Source organism: Oceanobacillus sp. FSL W7-1309 (assembly GCF_038002145.1).
GTDB classification, from domain to species: Bacteria; Bacillota; Bacilli; order Bacillales; family Amphibacillaceae; genus Oceanobacillus; species Oceanobacillus profundus.
In genome coordinates this window covers 1917399-1932476 of sequence record NZ_JBBOBX010000001.1, presented here as the reverse complement: position 1 = coordinate 1932476, position 15078 = coordinate 1917399, and the positions used below count along the sequence as shown (strand labels likewise).

The 15078-nt window shown below is 38.8% G+C and carries 17 protein-coding genes; 8 read left to right on the top strand and 9 right to left on the bottom strand.

Annotation, left to right across the window (positions count from 1 at the left end):
• The first annotated feature begins 2 nt into the window (after positions 1-2).
• Complete coding sequence (locus NST46_RS09135; RefSeq protein ID WP_118889238.1) at positions 3-488, top strand: QueT transporter family protein; 486 nt, start codon at positions 3-5, stop codon at positions 486-488.
• A 102-nt stretch (positions 489-590) separates the two neighbouring features.
• A complete protein-coding gene (locus NST46_RS09130) occupies positions 591-1358 on the top strand; it encodes a DUF3891 family protein (RefSeq protein WP_303448292.1) in 768 nt (255 codons plus the stop codon).
• Between the two features lie 61 nt (positions 1359-1419).
• Here the strand turns inward: NST46_RS09130 and metA are convergent, their stop codons facing one another.
• A complete protein-coding gene (metA, locus tag NST46_RS09125; RefSeq protein WP_095312076.1) occupies positions 1420-2328 on the bottom strand; it encodes a homoserine O-acetyltransferase MetA in 909 nt (302 codons plus the stop codon).
• A 382-nt stretch (positions 2329-2710) separates the two neighbouring features.
• Positions 2711-3835: a radical SAM/CxCxxxxC motif protein YfkAB gene (gene yfkAB / locus NST46_RS09120; RefSeq protein WP_095312074.1), complete on the bottom strand. Its 1125-nt coding sequence runs from the start codon at positions 3833-3835 to the stop codon at positions 2711-2713.
• Between the two features lie 293 nt (positions 3836-4128).
• On the opposite strand from yfkAB, the gene NST46_RS09115 reads away from it, so the two are divergent.
• Complete coding sequence (locus NST46_RS09115) at positions 4129-5754, top strand: catalase (protein WP_118889242.1); 1626 nt, start codon at positions 4129-4131, stop codon at positions 5752-5754.
• A 217-nt stretch (positions 5755-5971) separates the two neighbouring features.
• Here NST46_RS09115 and NST46_RS09110 read toward each other — a convergent pair whose 3' ends face one another.
• From NST46_RS09110 to NST46_RS09085, 6 genes are all read right to left on the bottom strand, one after another.
• Positions 5972-6844, bottom strand: a complete 873-nt coding sequence (locus tag NST46_RS09110) for a metal ABC transporter permease (protein WP_341137080.1) — start codon at positions 6842-6844, stop codon at positions 5972-5974.
• A gap of 4 nt (positions 6845-6848) precedes the next feature.
• Positions 6849-7760 carry a metal ABC transporter permease gene (locus NST46_RS09105; RefSeq protein WP_095312068.1) on the bottom strand — a complete coding sequence of 304 codons (912 nt, stop codon included), beginning with the start codon at positions 7758-7760 and terminating at the stop codon, positions 6849-6851.
• A complete protein-coding gene (locus tag NST46_RS09100; protein WP_341137079.1) occupies positions 7738-8499 on the bottom strand; it encodes a metal ABC transporter ATP-binding protein in 762 nt (253 codons plus the stop codon). The genes NST46_RS09105 and NST46_RS09100 overlap by 23 nt, the downstream gene beginning before the upstream one ends.
• Before the next feature lies 1 nt (position 8500).
• Positions 8501-9454 carry a metal ABC transporter solute-binding protein, Zn/Mn family gene (locus NST46_RS09095; protein WP_095312063.1) on the bottom strand — a complete coding sequence of 318 codons (954 nt, stop codon included), beginning with the start codon at positions 9452-9454 and terminating at the stop codon, positions 8501-8503.
• A 273-nt stretch (positions 9455-9727) separates the two neighbouring features.
• A complete protein-coding gene (aroD, locus tag NST46_RS09090) occupies positions 9728-10492 on the bottom strand; it encodes a type I 3-dehydroquinate dehydratase (protein ID WP_095312061.1) in 765 nt (254 codons plus the stop codon).
• A 56-nt stretch (positions 10493-10548) separates the two neighbouring features.
• Positions 10549-11079: an NUDIX hydrolase gene (locus tag NST46_RS09085; protein ID WP_118889246.1), complete on the bottom strand. Its 531-nt coding sequence runs from the start codon at positions 11077-11079 to the stop codon at positions 10549-10551.
• A gap of 231 nt (positions 11080-11310) precedes the next feature.
• Here NST46_RS09085 and NST46_RS09080 point away from each other — a divergent pair, with 231 nt between their 5' ends.
• The 4 genes from NST46_RS09080 (at position 11311) to NST46_RS09065 (ending at position 14071) form a co-directional block, all read left to right on the top strand.
• A complete protein-coding gene (locus tag NST46_RS09080; RefSeq protein ID WP_118889247.1) occupies positions 11311-11508 on the top strand; it encodes a hypothetical protein in 198 nt (65 codons plus the stop codon).
• Between the two features lie 87 nt (positions 11509-11595).
• The gene (locus tag NST46_RS09075) at positions 11596-12204 is read left to right on the top strand and encodes a TetR/AcrR family transcriptional regulator (protein WP_118889248.1); all 609 of its coding nucleotides are present in this window, start codon (positions 11596-11598) and stop codon (positions 12202-12204) included.
• A 159-nt stretch (positions 12205-12363) separates the two neighbouring features.
• Entirely contained in the window at positions 12364-13305 is a 942-nt protein-coding gene (locus tag NST46_RS09070; protein ID WP_118889249.1) for an ATP-binding cassette domain-containing protein, read from the top strand.
• Positions 13298-14071: an ABC transporter permease gene (locus NST46_RS09065; RefSeq protein WP_095312051.1), complete on the top strand. Its 774-nt coding sequence runs from the start codon at positions 13298-13300 to the stop codon at positions 14069-14071. Before NST46_RS09070 ends, NST46_RS09065 begins: the two co-directional genes overlap by 8 nt.
• 53 nt (positions 14072-14124) lie before the next feature.
• Here NST46_RS09065 and NST46_RS09060 read toward each other — a convergent pair whose 3' ends face one another.
• Entirely contained in the window at positions 14125-14391 is a 267-nt protein-coding gene (locus NST46_RS09060; protein ID WP_341137078.1) for a hypothetical protein, read from the bottom strand.
• A 133-nt stretch (positions 14392-14524) separates the two neighbouring features.
• On the opposite strand from NST46_RS09060, the gene NST46_RS09055 reads away from it, so the two are divergent.
• Entirely contained in the window at positions 14525-15004 is a 480-nt protein-coding gene (locus NST46_RS09055) for a hypothetical protein (protein ID WP_095312047.1), read from the top strand.
• The last annotated feature ends 74 nt before the right edge of the window (positions 15005-15078 follow it).

Genomic DNA, 15078 nt, shown 5'->3' with positions numbered 1-15078 from the left:
ACATGAAAGTAAGAACTCTTGTGGTGAATGCGTTAATAGCTGCTTTATATATTGCTGTATCCGCACTCATTGTTCCATTCGGATTTACAAATATCCAATTCCGCATTTCTGAAGTATTTAACCATCTTATTGTATTTGATAAGCGCTACTTCTTTGGAATTGTAATAGGGGTATTTTTATATAACCTATTATTTTCACCTTTAGGTTGGTTTGATTTAGTCTTTGGTGTAGCACACTCTGCAATTTCATTAGCTATTATCATTCTACTAGCAAAATATATAAAAAATATATGGGTGCTGCTTGCTGCGAATACCATTGTCTTTACATTCAATATGTTCATTATTGCATTTGAATTGAAGCTTGCTTTACAATTTCCGTTCCTGTTGACCTGGTATACAACAGCCGTCGGTGAGTTCGTTGTATTAGCTATCGGTATCCCAATTATATATGCCCTGAATAAGCGATTAAAATTTAATCGTCTAATGTAAATAACCTCCTCGTTCGTTCACGAATGAGGAGGTTATTTTATTTCCATCATCCACAGATTTTGCTTATACTTAGGTTACGTAAAATCGGAAAGGATGGATAGCATGATTGTTCGAGAACGCAATCAAGAATTAATATTGATTCAGCAGGATCACCATGCAGCTATTTCCGGTGATATTGTGAAACAATGGAAGAAAGATTACTTTTTAGGAGACGGTTTACGAAGCTCGGTTGAATTCGCAGCATATCAGCATGACTGTGGCTGGAAGGAGTTTGACAAACAGCCATTTCTGAACGACAAAGAAGCAATACCCTACTCTTTTTTCGATTTTCCGATCTTACCGAAAATCGTTCTTTATAAGCATGGGATTGATGTGGTCCAACAAGTAGATTCATACGCTGCACTTCTATGCAGTGAACACTATAAACGCTTCCTTTTAAATCATACTTCTCTAGAAGCCCAGGAATTTGTTACAGCAGAAAACACACGGCAGCAATCAATTATTGCCACTTTAAACGAATTCAACAAACGTTTGTTTAATTTTCATTATGGGCTTATTCAGTTTAGTGATAACCTTTCTTTGTATCTTTGTTTGAATGAACCGGGTAATGCAATGAATGCCGGACATTCCTTTTTTAAAGATGGGATTCCCATGAATCAAGCATTGCACGAATTTTGCGACGAACACTTACAGTTACACTGGAAAAATGAGAACACAGTCGTATTAGATGACTTCCCATTTGAACAGCCGTTTGACGTCGTTATTAAACAAAAAGCAATACCAAAAGCCGATCTTTCAGCTAAAGGATTAATCGCTAGCTACGAGGAAGCAACCTTTGAAGAATGGAACGTAACGATCACCACTTTGTAACCAACAAAAAGAGCTGAACAGCTAGCCTCTTCCAGAGGATGTTCAGCTCGAATTTCTTTGGTTAATCCCATTCATATGGTGTTGTTTGGTAGACATAATAATTCAGCCAATTCGAGAACAATAAACTACAATGACTTTTCCATCGATGTAATGGCTTTTCATTTGGATCATCGTTCGGGAAGTAGTTCTCTGGCAATTGTGTTAGAATACCTCTCTGATGGTCCCGATGATATTCTTCTGCCAATGTACTTGCACTATATTCAAGATGACCTGTTGCCATTATATTCTTACCGTCTTTAGAGGACATTAAGAAAATACCTGCCTTATCGGAATGGGCCAGGATTTGCAGTTTTGAATGGTTTGCGATCTCCTCATACGAAATATCGGTATATCTAGAGTGTGGCGCAAGGAAATAATCATCAAATCCACGCACGAGATTCTCATTTCGGTGTAATACCTCATGTTCAAAAATACCAAAGCATTTTTCCGGTAATTCATGCTTATTAATCCCATAATGGTGATACAAAGCCGCCTGCGCACCCCAGCAAATATGCAATGTCGATGTAACATTTTCTTTTGACCAATTCATAATCTCTTGTAATTCTTCCCAGTAATCCACTTCTTCAAATGAAAGATGCTCAACAGGCGATCCTGTAATAATCATTCCATCGAACCGCTTCTCTTTAATGTCAGAAAACGGTTTATAAAAGGTGTCCAAATGATATTTACTCGTATTTTTTGAATCATGTGTCGTCATCTTCAAAAATGAGACGTTTACCTGGATTGGCGTATTCCCAAGATAACGAAGGAGATGTGCTTCTGTTTTTTGCTTTTCAGGCATCAAATTGACAATTAATATATTAAGTGGCCGAATATCCTGCGTAACCGCGCGCTCTTCTTCCATTACAAATATATTCTCCTGCTCAAGAATCTCCTTCGCCGGCAATTGTGCCGGTATTCTAATTGGCATTTTTATTCTATCCCCCTCAGGAAAAATACTGTTAAGTTATTATTCATTGTAAAGCCTATAATAAAAAATTCAAGTTAAAAGTTTAGCTATATTTCGATAATTTCGTTTACTAGGTGAGGAAAAAGCTTTTCCCTTATTGAGTGGAGCGCGCTTGTAAGGGGATATCGCATTTCACCGTGGATTGATGGCCCGATTTGGAATGAAGCTGAGACAAAAGTATCTTTATGAAATAAAAACCGAACATGACCGGTGCAAATAACTCGCTCCGGAAATATACTTCGCACATCCAGAGGCGGCTATATTTCCTACGCTAAGCTTATGCATCGTTCGTCTTTAACATTAAACACTTTTGTTATGTCCCAGCTTCTTCTCAAAACAAAAATTAAAGACTAATTGTTGCTTTTCGTTTTTGAAAATCAACATCTGAATAATAAGCATTTTTCACTAAAACATTCGGGCCAAGACATTTTACTGCAGGACAATGACAGTTTAAGCTTTTAGCAGTTCTCGTATCCATCCAACGCTTATATGATTCCAGCAAAGAAGTCGTTTGTATGTTCCCTAAAGATGGCTCGTCACCGAAATCTGTTACAATGACTTCACCTGTAAAAATATTTACATTTAAGCGTGACCTTCCGTCTGGATCATTTCTAACTGTCACATTTTTTTCTTTGTAGAGGCGATTCAACAATGCTAAGTCCGCTTCATTTGCACTACAAGCATAGAACGGCAATGTTCCAAATAGCATCCACATATCGGGATTTCGGTGCTCTAATAGACGCTCAATTGCTGTCCGCATTTCGTCTAGACTTAACGTTTCCATTGTGCTCGCAAAGTCGACCGGATACATTGGATGCACTTCATGTCTTGCACAACCCATTTCATTAATATGATCATGAATTTGTTCCAAATAAGGATATGTCCGCTTGTTCAGCATTGTTTCTGCTGAAACCATGACACCATTAGCTGAGAGGCGTTGCGAATTTTCTACTAAACGGTCAAAATATTTTATTCGATTTTCCAGCGAGGGTTTACGTTCCATCATCGCAAATCCAGTTTGAGCAAACTCCTCAGCAGTTCCCCAGTTATGCGAAATATGTAGCACATCAAGAAACGGAATAATTTCCTCATAGCGCTCGAATGGCAGTGTTAAATTAGAGTTCATCTGTGTTTTAACACCACGACGATGCGCATATTCAAGTAAAGGAATAACATAGTTACGAACCAACTTTTTATTCATCATCGGTTCTCCACCCGTAATACTTAGTGTGCGGAGCTTCGGAATCTCATCCAAACGCTTCAGAATCAACTCAATTGGCAACGCATCTGGATCACTGCTTTGCAATGTATATCCTACCGCACAGTGAGCACAGCGCATATTACACATGTTAGTTGTTGTAAATTCGATATTCGATAAAGTCATTTCACCATATTCTTCTACATCCATATAAGCTTCCCACGGATCATTTAAAGGTGTTATTAAAGGTTGCGTCACCTTTGTTGTCATGTATGAATCTTCCTTTCTATATGAAGCAATCCATACTTTATTCTACCACTTTTCATGGTATATGCATGGGAATAAAACCATATGACTATAAATTTAACGTTATCGCTCTAGCATTCACTTTTAATACGGATATTCATTACTATTTGACTTATGGGGCAACTAGGTCTACTCAGAAGTGTGTTGTTTCTTTAACATCTTAAATCCTATAAATGTCCGATTATTTTTAGAATAACCGGGCACGCTATAGATGGTTAAGCTTTATTTGGAAAAACATAAAGAAAGGGAGATAATCAATGGATAAAGATCCATCAAATGAAAATTTACAGACAAATATTGAACATGATGATACGTTAACAACTCGCCAAGGCCATCCTGTCACAAATAACCAAAACATCCGAACTGTTGGTAATCGTGGACCAGCCACACTTGAAAACTATGACTTTATTGAAAAAATCAGTCACTTTGACCGTGAAAAGGTTCCTGAACGAATTGTTCATGCTCGCGGAGCTGGTGCACATGGCTACTTTGAAACGTATGGAAATGTTGGAGATGACCCTGTTTCCAACTATACACGTGCGAAAGTTTTCCAAGAAAAAGGAAAGCAAACTCCTGTCTTCGTTCGTTTTTCAACAGTAGTACATGGTCTGCACTCTCCAGAAACAGTTCGCGACCCCCGTGGGTTTGCAGTGAAGTTTTACACAGAAGACGGGAACTGGGATTTAGTTGGGAACAATATCAAGATTTTCTTTATCCGCGATGCCATGAAATTCCCAGACATGATCCATGCCTTTCGACCAGACCCTGTAACAAATATCCAGGATAGTGAGCGTTTCTTTGATTTTTGCTCCAATTCACCAGAATCCTTTCATATGGTGACCTTTATATATTCTCCATGGGGAATTCCAGCAAACTATCGAATGATGCAAGGCTCTGGTGTAAACACCTATAAATGGGTAAATGCAGAAGGTAAAGCCGTTCTTGTAAAATACCATTGGGAGCCAAAGCAAGGAATCAAAAATTTAACGGCAAAAGAAGCGCAAGAAATACAAGGCAAGAACTTCAACCACGCCACACAGGATTTATATGAATCCATTGAAAAGGGCGATTACCCAGAGTGGGAAATGTTTGTACAGATTATGGAAGATGGACCACATCCTGAATTAGACTTTGACCCGCTTGATGATACGAAACTGTGGCCTGAGGATCAGTTCCCATGGCTGCCGGTTGGAAAAATGGTGCTAAATAAAAACCCAGAAAACTACTTTAATGAAGTTGAACAAGTCTCTTTCGGAACTGGGGTCCTCGTTGATGGACTTGACTTTTCGGACGATAAAATGTTGCAAGGGCGTACATTTTCTTACTCTGATACACAGCGCTATCGCGTAGGAGCAAACCATTTACAGCTTCCAATTAATGCTCCCCAAAAACGAGTTGCGACGAACCAAGAGGGTGGACAACTTCGCTATCACAATGATAAAGCGCCTGGCCAGAATCCACATGTGAATTATGAGCCATCCAGCCTAGGCGGTTTGAAAGAAGCAAAGCAAGCAGGAAAAGAATATACTCCAAAGATTGAGGGTAACCTCGTTCGCGAATCAATTGACCGAAACGATAATACAAAACAAGCAGGCGAAACCTATCGCAGATTTGAACAATGGGAAAAAGACGAATTAATTTCCAATCTTGTTGGTGATCTTTCAACCTGTCAAAAGGAAATTCAAGACAGGATGATTGCATTAGCGGAGCAAGCAGATGAAGAATATGGGCGCCGGTTACGTGAAGGAATAGCTGAAGCCAGTAAACAAACAAGTTCAACGATGATGGAATCTGCTGAAGAAATACATCCACTTGGTGCGAAAGATGCTGGAAAAGCAGTAAAAGAAGCAATTGATAAGGGACATGACGCAGAGCCTTATTAGAGACGGGGAGCTAAACCAATTCGGATAGCCGGCCGGAGCGGGCTAAATAGGTTAGCAACAATTGGTTAAATCCTGCACATAAACTGTCTAATACTGAGCAGCAATATCGTTTTTTCGAGTACTAACCAATACAGGCAGATCATATTGTCGTCCTTTTGACAGTAACGAACGATTAGCTTTTCAAACGAAAAGAGGTGCCCTAAAAGGTGCACCTCTTTTACATTGTTTCAGCTGGCCGCACGCGTTTTGCGATCAAGCCGTGTTTCGGTGAAAAAATAAAGCTTATCATAAATACCAACCCAGTTGCGAATGCCATAGAGCCTGAAATCGATGTATCAATCCAGGCTGCAATATAGTAACCGGTCACTGCGGAAACTACCCCAAATGAGCCACTGAGCACAAGCATGAACGAAAGCTTATCTGTCCATAAATATGCAGAGGCAGCAGGTGTAATGAGCATCGCAACAACCATAATCGCCCCCACAGCATCAAATGAAGCAACCGTTGTGACGGATACAAGGCCCATAAAAAGATAATGCATGAGTATTACTGGTATCCCAAGGCTTGCCGCTAAGGCTGGATCAAAGGATGTGATTTTCCATTCTTTATAAAAAGCGATGATAAAAAAGAGAATAACTGATAGCACTAGCAATAACAACGCTGTCGCTTCGGGAATTGCGCCAATAAATGGTAATGTAATCATATGAAACGGAATAAATGTAATTTCACCCATTAACGCATGCTGTACATCTAGGTGTGCATTTCCAACTGAAGTAGCAATTAATATTACACCAATTGCAAATAAAGTTGTAAAAACAATTCCCATTGCTGCATCATGCTGTACCCGCAATGAATGCAGCCATTGTACTAGAAAAGCTGTAAAAACCCCTGCCAATATCCCTCCAATTAGCATCGCTGTCCCACTAACTTCACGTGTAACAATATAGGCAATTACAATCCCTAATAAAACTGTGTGACTAATTGCATCTGCCATCATCGCTGTCTTCCTTAATATAAGAAAAACACCAATCACACCACAGGAAAGTCCTACCAGAGCAGCAGTTAAAATAATCCATGCTGTATATGTCATTTCCTCACCCCTCCTGCTTCAGTGTTTGAGTATTTGATTGCTGATTCCTTTGGTGCAACTTAAATTGCAAATAATGGATTAGTATACCTTTTTCTTTCCCAAAGATGAGCGATACAACAAAAAATCCAGCACCTACCACTACAATAAACGGACCAGTAGGCAGTCCGCTTCCTAAAGCACTGATTAATGTACCTGCTGCTCCCGCTAGTCCACCAAATATAGCAGACAACAGAATCATTATCTTAAAGGACTGTGTCCAATAGCGAGCACTTACTGCTGGAATAATTAACATCGCCGCCATTAAAATAACACCAACAGCTTGAATCCCAATTACAATGGTTGTAACCAGCACTGCCGTATACAATGTATTCATGCCTTTAAGTGATAGTCCAATTCCTTTAGCGAACTGCCCGTCAAAGAGATAAAGCTTCCATTCTTTAAATCCAATAAATACAATAAAAACAACAATGAGCGCTAATACCAGCATCGTTATAACATCTGTTCGAACCATCGCTGCAGCCTGCCCATAAATAAAGCCGTCTAGCCCACTCTGGTTTCCCCCAGCAGACCGGTTAGCTATTGTTAAAAGCATGATACCAAAGCCGTAGAAGATAGCTAAAACCATTCCCATTGCGGAATCCTCCGAAATCCGACTCGCTGTCGTAATCCATTGGATTAAAAATGCACCAATTAAAGCGCTGATTGCAGCTCCAATAATAAGTATAAGCAGATTTTTCTCACCAATAAGGAGAAAGGCAATAACGACTCCTGGCAATGCAGCATGTGATAATGCATCACTCATCAGATTTTGTCTTTTCCAATAAGCCATACAACCAATTGTCCCAGCAGCAATACCTAGGGTCATCGTACTCAATAGAACCCACCCTGTATTACTATTCAATAGAATGGACAGCATGACGTTGTTCCTCTCCCATCCAGCGCATATTTCCTCCATAGGTATTGGCGATATTTTCTCTTGTAAAAATCTGCTCTGTTTTTCCATGTTTAATGACGGTACGATTTAGTAATAAAACATGATCAAAGTAATCTTCTACCGTTTGCAAATCATGATGTACAACCATAACGGTCTTACCAATTGCTTTCAGCTCTTTTAAAATTGTCATGATTGCTCGCTCTGTAGCAGCATCTACACCAGCAAGCGGTTCGTCCATGAAATAAAAGTCAGCATCCTGTACTAAAGCTCGGGCTAAAAAGACGCGTTGTTGCTGACCACCAGAAAGCTGGCTAATTTGCCGATTCGCATAATCTGCCATCCCCATTTTGTCCAATGCCTCATATGCTCTTTCTTTATGCAAACGGGATGGTCTCCTCAACCATCCAATTTTACCATACAGTCCCATTGTCACGACATCAAGTGCATCCGTTGGAAAATCCCAGTCGACAGAACCTCGTTGCGGCACATACCCAATCCGTTTTTTGGCTTTTATAAATGGAAGACCGAAAAATTTTACAGATCCTGTCAATGAGGGATGAAGATTTAATATCGTTTTTAATAGTGTTGATTTCCCCGCTCCATTCGGTCCAACAATTCCTGTTAAGGAACCGCCGTTCACTTCAAAATTAATATCGTGAAGGACCGTGTTTTTCCGGTATGAAGCGGATAAATTTTCTACCTGTAAAATTGGTGTTGCCACGTTACTCAGCTCCTCCAGTTAATGCATCATAAATTGTATTCATATTATGACGGTACATTCCAATATATGTGCCCTCTTCACTTCCAGGTGAACCCATTGCATCAGAGAATAGTTCTCCACCTAACTCAACGTCTACCCCTTCACTTTTAGCACCTTCGATTACAGCCTCAATAGAACTTGAATTAATACTGCTCTCTACGAATATAGCAGGAACCTGATATTCTTTAATAGTTGCAATTGTATCGTTAATATCAGAAATCCCAATTTCATCTTCCGTACTCAAACCTTGAAGACCTATTACCTCCATGTCATGCATTCTACCAAAATACCCGAATGCATCATGTGCTGTCACAAGAACGCGTCCACTTTCCGGAATATCCGCTAGCTTCTCCGCTTCTTGCTTTAATTCTTCCAATTCAGCAAAATATTGCGTTTTATTTTCCTCAAAGTAATCCGCATCCTCTGGTGAGTATGCCTTCAGCTCTTCTACCGCAGCATCCAGCGCCGCTTCCCATAAATCTAGATCAAACCAGATATGTGGATCAATCGCACCGTCCTCATCATGTAATAAAGCATCTTCTGAAAGACTATCTCCAATTGCCAGAACTGGTTTAGAATCACCGATCGAGTCAAATACTTTTACCATGTTCACTTCTAAATTCAAGCCATTATAAAAAATAACCTCTGCTTCATCCACCTTTGCAATATCGCTTTGTGTTGGGTTATATAGATGCGGATCCACTGATGGTCCCATTAGACTTTCAACTTCTACACGATCCCCCCCTATTTCGGATAATGGTTCTCCTATCTGAGCAATCGTTGTTAGAACCTTTATCTTTTCCTCTCCTGATCCATTTGTTTCACCTGACGCTCCACCATCCGAATTACATGCAGCAAGCAGAATAATCATCGCAAATAGTGCAAGACCCCATATCTTTTGAGTAAATCCTCCCATTTTGTATCCTCCCCTTTATTTTTACCTAGGTAAACTTTATTTGTTATTTATAAATTTAATCTTATTATTAGCTATTGTCAAGTGTTTTTGTGATAGTATATTATTTTTCCTTAAGGAAACTTTTATAGGTAATATGTTTATATGATCCAATCGCCCAATTGGTGACTTCGCTGTCGCCTTAGGGAACCTGGAACGAAGATCTGCCACGGTGCGATAGTAATTTTGTTCATAAAAAAACTCTTTCCTTAAATCGAAAAGAGTTTTTATTACAAACTATAAATTTTTATGAATGACATTTAATATCAATCGTAATTCATGAATTGCAATCTGCCCGGGTGCAGATGCCTTTTCTGCTGCTCCAAATGTGATTGCAGAACCGAATAATTCTCCTGCCAAGCGGCTAATTACTCCATTTCCTGCCATCGACATCGTAATAATTGGCCGATTCGCGTAACATTCCTTCATTTCGTTAGTCGCTTCTAATAAAATTAAGACATCTCTAGCGTTTTTCGGCATTACTGCAATTTTAGGAAGATCTCCTCCGAGCTCCTGCGCTCTTTTTAGGCGATTTACAATTTCTTCTTTTGGTGGCGTTTTTTCAAAATCATGGTTGGAAAGAATAACATAAACTTGATTTTCATGTGCACTATGTATAAGCGTTTTCACAGTTTGTTCATCATTATACAACTCAACATCAACAATATCGATTAGTCCCGTTTCAATTATTGTTTTATTTAATGCTATGTAAGCGCCAGATGATAGTTCCTTTTCTCCGCCCTCTTTTGCACTACGAAACGTAAAGATTAAAGGAATATCTTTTAATCTTTCTCGAATATCGATTAGTACCGATTTAACTTGCTCAATGTCTTCTACCATCTCCAAAAAATCAACACGCCATTCCACTAAATCCACATCCAAAGACATTAAGAGCTTTGTCTCTTCAATTAATTCTGCATGCGTTTTACCAACTAATGGAACACAAATTTTCGGAGCACCTTCTCCGATTGTTAGATGCTTTATGGATAATGTATGAGACATGAATACCAACCCCTTTTCAGCTTTAGTACATGCATTACGCATTTTTACTCTTTCTACTAGGAGCCTAATCTTTGATTGTGCGCTCCCAAGTTGAATCTCATATCAAACAATAATGCAATTAGCGGTTCATGATAAGGAATAAATAAGCCTTCTGAAATCATATTGATGATCTCATTTTTCGACGCCCACCTTACCTGTTTCACTTCTTCAGTCGGCAGTGTAAGGTTTTTGATGTTTAAATCGGTTTCAATAAGGTAATAATCATCAAATCCATATTCAAAGTTTACAGTTAGAGAAGGACGCATATTTTGAAGGTCAAGGGTATAACCAATTTCTTCTTTTACTTCTCTTTCCGCAGCTTGTTGACTCGTTTCACCTGTTTTCGCACTGCCTCCTACGGTAATATCCCACATGTTCTTCCAATCTTCCTTATTGGGGTGTCGCTGTTGAATCAGCATTTCTCCAAGTTGATTAAATAGACAGACATGAATCACTAAATGGTACGCATCTTGTCCGAATGTATCCCCACGATTCATTTGCTTATCTGTCAGCTTTCTGTCCTTGTCGTAAACATCCCACGTCTCCATAATTTCACTCCTTCATCCTAACTTTACTATTCCGAATTTGACGAATTGAGGCAACCCCATCAGCTGATTCATGTTATATTAAGCATAGAATCCGTTCTTAAAAAGTATGGTTAACCATGAAAAATCTTTATGCACTTAGACGTAGTATAGCATATTGAAAGTATATCTGAAGATGTTCATTCGTTGAACCTTCTTTTCCATTAACAGATAGTAAGGGGGGCTAGTTCATATATGTTAAAGCGATTATTTGATTGGATGACCGTTATCGGATTAATACTGTTACTTGGTCGAATTCTAACAGCAATCTTCCTCTTTTTAGATATTCCGTTTACGAGCTTCTTTCAAGACTATAGCATTATTTCGGTTATCATTTTAATTATCGGTCTTGTTGGTCAGCAAGCCGTCAAGGATCGCAAAACAAATCGCTGAGGTAGGCTAAGCAAAAACAGTTCTGCTTAGTCTTTTTACTGCGATGTGGTAAAATCATGATACCAATACTTTAGGGAGCTGATAGGTATGGCGCCTTTAAACGAAGACCAATTAGAAAATATCCGAAATGAACGTAAAATACAAATTATGCGAGCTGCGCTTAGAGTCTTTGCAGCAAATGGCTTTAAACTAACAAAAATCAGTTTAATTGCAAAGGAAGCTGGAATTAGTCATGGCTTAGTTTATCACTATTTTAAATCCAAGGAAGAAGTGTTATACGAAAGTCTGGAATGGGCAATGGAGTTAAATGAAACGAAGAAATATCTTAACAAGCTATCTGAGATGGCGATTACTCCGACAGAAAAAATACGTGACTTTACAAAATTCGCCCTCTCATCAAGCAAGTATGAAAGCAGTGATATATTTCGTATTATTCAACACCTAGAGCATACAGAAGGTGTTCCTACTCATATACTAGATTTCACAAAAAAAGTTGGGATGATGTATATTGAATTTTTCATTCCCATTTTTATTGAAGGACAAGCAGCTGGCGAAATCATTCAAGAAGATCCGGAAGAGCTGGTTGGATTATTTCTAACCATTATTTCTGGGGTAATAGCAGATGACCCCGATTATTGGCAGGAAAATATGGACCGTAAAATCGCTATTTTCTTGCGGATGATTACGACACGTTAACCCCTTATTCATCTCCCCTCCATTTGACATCAAAATTTATTGTTGACAAACGAGGGGATTCATTATACCTTTATATTGACTGGTTTAATCAATCAAAGAACCAGTCAATATTTTTGACTTTAAATTGACTGATTAAGTCAATCAATAAGGGGTGATAAAATGAAGGGTGACATTATTTCTGTTCAAAACTTAAAGAAATCCTATGGAAAACACATTGTTTTAGATGGCCTAAATTTTAAAGTAGAGCGGGGATCAATATTTGCATTGCTTGGGGAAAATGGCGCTGGTAAGACCACAACTGTACGTATTTTAGCAACATTAATCCAAGCCGATAGTGGTATTGCTACAATCGCTGGATACAATACCCATCGTGAACCTGAATCTGTGAGACAGCAGATTAGTTTGACAGGTCAGTATGCTTCAGTAGATGAATTGCTGACAGGTGAAGAAAACCTAATGATGATGGGGCGTTTAAATCACTTGAATCGTGATGCGGTGAAGAAGCGTACATCCGAACTGCTAAAACAATTCGAGTTAGTAAATGCCGCAAAAAAAAGTGTAAAAACCTATTCCGGCGGGATGCGTAGAAGGCTTGATATTGCAATTAGCCTGCTTGTCTCTCCACAAGTTATTTTCCTAGATGAGCCTACAACAGGACTAGACCCACGCAGCCGGAGGAATATGTGGAACCTGATTCAACAGCTTTCCGAGGACGGCGTAACTATCTTTTTAACAACCCAATACTTGGAGGAAGCTGATCAGCTTGCGGATAAAATTGCTGTTATTGATAATGGAAAGATCGTAGAAGAAGGAACTGCTGAAGAACTAAAGCGAATGATTGGTGATGAAAAGCTAGAATTAACCTTTGATGATTTGGAGGTATTTCAACTCGCTTCAAAACTTTTACAAGCGCAAGCAAATGAAAAAGAGCGTAGTATTTCCATTCAAAACGGTTCACCAGAAAATTTGCGCAATCTACTCAACACATTACATGAGCATGGAATCGAACCTAGCTCCATCAACTTCCGCAAACCAACACTTGATGATGTTTTTATAGATATAACAAGTCGAAAAAGAAGGGGGCGATCCGTCCATGCGTAAATCAAAACTTTATTGGGCACTATCAGATGGCTGGACAATGTCACAGCGAAGCTTAAAGCATATTTTCCGTGAACCAGAGTCCCTATTAATGGCTATCGGGCTACCAGTCGCGATCATGGTCATGTTTGTCTACATTTTTGGGGGAGCTATTGAGACTGGAACAGAATATGTTAATTATGTTGTTCCAGGAGTAATTATCACATGTGCAGGATTTGGAAGTTCGCTTATAGCAATAAGTGTTACACAGGACATGGTCGGTGGTTTATTTGAGCGTCTTCGCAGCATGGCTCTTCTCCCTTCTTCCTTGATGGTCGGTCACGTTACTGGAGGGTTCGTTCGTAATGCGATTGCTACAACTGTCATCTTTCTTGTTGCAATGCTCATAGGATTTCGACCGAATGCTGGATTTACAGAATGGCTTGGTATTATTGGCCTGTTGTCTCTATTTATGTTCTCTCTCAACTGGCTATTTGTAGCCATTGGTTTAATCACAAAAAGCGTAGAAACAGCAAATGCAGCTACATTTCCGATGCTATTCCTGCCATATGTTAGTAGTGCTTTTGTACCAACAGAGACAATGCCTACTTGGCTCCACACTTTCGCAGACAACCAGCCGATGACTCCACTGATTGAAACGCTACGAGGACTTCTTATCGGAACACCAATTGGTAACAATGCTTGGTTCACAATTCTTTGGTTTGGATCTCTATTGATAATAAGCTTCATCCTTTCTGTAGCTATTTTTAAACGAAGGAAAAAAGAATAGTTTGTTGGAACAGAATGGGAGCTTGACTACTCACCTCTCATTCTGTTAAATGATCAACCTTTCATCCGAAGCACCTGATAATACGTAAAGAAGACTGAAGCAAGACCAACTCCTAGAAAGATGCTTCCGATAACCAAAAAGTTCGTCGTATTAGATTTCATCTTAAATTCGTAAATAAAGGTGTCAGCACTACCTTGAGCTGCTAGCCAACTATCCGCTATAACCGTCCCAATTGATCCACTAAATAAAATGATGACAATGCCACAAGTAGCTGACAAAGCACTTAATGTCATGAAGGCCTTTAATTCTTCATGGTTCATTTTATACATCCCCCCATTACCGTACAAGTCTATATAAATCACCTAATCTTAATATAAACTAATTTAAAATAAAAGCACGGTTTAAAAACGAAAAAATCGGATATTAGTCTAGTGTAGAAATGGAGCTGAGATGATGTTCGAATGGAATGATTTAATAACTGCATTTTGGGCTTTCTTTGTATTGCTTCCTTTAGTATCATTGATTCACCAATTAGGTCATTATTTAATGGCACTTTTATTTGGAGGGAGATCCGAAATAATTCTAGGTAGAGGAAAATTGTTATTCAAACTAGGCACCATTCAAGTGAATCGATATTATTTTTTAGATTCTTATTGTCATTATGAATCCTTAAAAAAAAATACGCGTTTAACACATATTCTCGTTCATGCTGGAGGAGTATTATTAAACCTAATTTCTATTCTCTTAGTCAATCTGTTTATTATAATAGGCTGGTTGCCTGAGGCACAATTTTTCTATCAGTTTGGTTACTTTACTATATACTATATGTTCTTTTCACTTTTCCCTGTGCAATACTCTGAAAAGCACGCCAGTGATGGAAAACAAATTATTAATATTGTACGGAATTACTCACCATCTAATGTTTTTGATTAAGTTTCAACTTATAACACGTAAATAAATGTAATCAAAAAACCACTGGTCCTACTTGAACCAGTGGTTTTCTTACT

Excerpts from the sequence above, each read along its gene's own strand:
- NST46_RS09135 (WP_118889238.1), top strand. The coding sequence starts at position 3 with ATGAAAGTAAGAACTCTTGTGGTGAATGCGTTAATAGCTGCTTTATAT.
- NST46_RS09130 (WP_303448292.1), top strand. The coding sequence starts at position 591 with ATGATTGTTCGAGAACGCAATCAAGAATTAATATTGATTCAGCAGGAT.
- metA (WP_095312076.1), bottom strand. The coding sequence starts at position 2,328 with ATGCCAATTAGAATACCGGCACAATTGCCGGCGAAGGAGATTCTTGAG.
- yfkAB (WP_095312074.1), bottom strand. The coding sequence starts at position 3,835 with ATGACAACAAAGGTGACGCAACCTTTAATAACACCTTTAAATGATCCG.
- NST46_RS09115 (WP_118889242.1), top strand. The coding sequence starts at position 4,129 with ATGGATAAAGATCCATCAAATGAAAATTTACAGACAAATATTGAACAT.
- NST46_RS09110 (WP_341137080.1), bottom strand. The coding sequence starts at position 6,844 with ATGACATATACAGCATGGATTATTTTAACTGCTGCTCTGGTAGGACTT.
- NST46_RS09105 (WP_095312068.1), bottom strand. The coding sequence starts at position 7,760 with ATGCTGTCCATTCTATTGAATAGTAATACAGGGTGGGTTCTATTGAGT.
- NST46_RS09095 (WP_095312063.1), bottom strand. The coding sequence starts at position 9,454 with ATGGGAGGATTTACTCAAAAGATATGGGGTCTTGCACTATTTGCGATG.
- aroD (WP_095312061.1), bottom strand. The coding sequence starts at position 10,492 with ATGTCTCATACATTATCCATAAAGCATCTAACAATCGGAGAAGGTGCT.
- NST46_RS09085 (WP_118889246.1), bottom strand. The coding sequence starts at position 11,079 with ATGGAGACGTGGGATGTTTACGACAAGGACAGAAAGCTGACAGATAAG.
- NST46_RS09080 (WP_118889247.1), top strand. The coding sequence starts at position 11,311 with ATGTTAAAGCGATTATTTGATTGGATGACCGTTATCGGATTAATACTG.
- NST46_RS09075 (WP_118889248.1), top strand. The coding sequence starts at position 11,596 with ATGGCGCCTTTAAACGAAGACCAATTAGAAAATATCCGAAATGAACGT.
- NST46_RS09070 (WP_118889249.1), top strand. The coding sequence starts at position 12,364 with ATGAAGGGTGACATTATTTCTGTTCAAAACTTAAAGAAATCCTATGGA.
- NST46_RS09065 (WP_095312051.1), top strand. The coding sequence starts at position 13,298 with ATGCGTAAATCAAAACTTTATTGGGCACTATCAGATGGCTGGACAATG.
- NST46_RS09060 (WP_341137078.1), bottom strand. The coding sequence starts at position 14,391 with ATGAACCATGAAGAATTAAAGGCCTTCATGACATTAAGTGCTTTGTCA.
- NST46_RS09055 (WP_095312047.1), top strand. The coding sequence starts at position 14,525 with ATGTTCGAATGGAATGATTTAATAACTGCATTTTGGGCTTTCTTTGTA.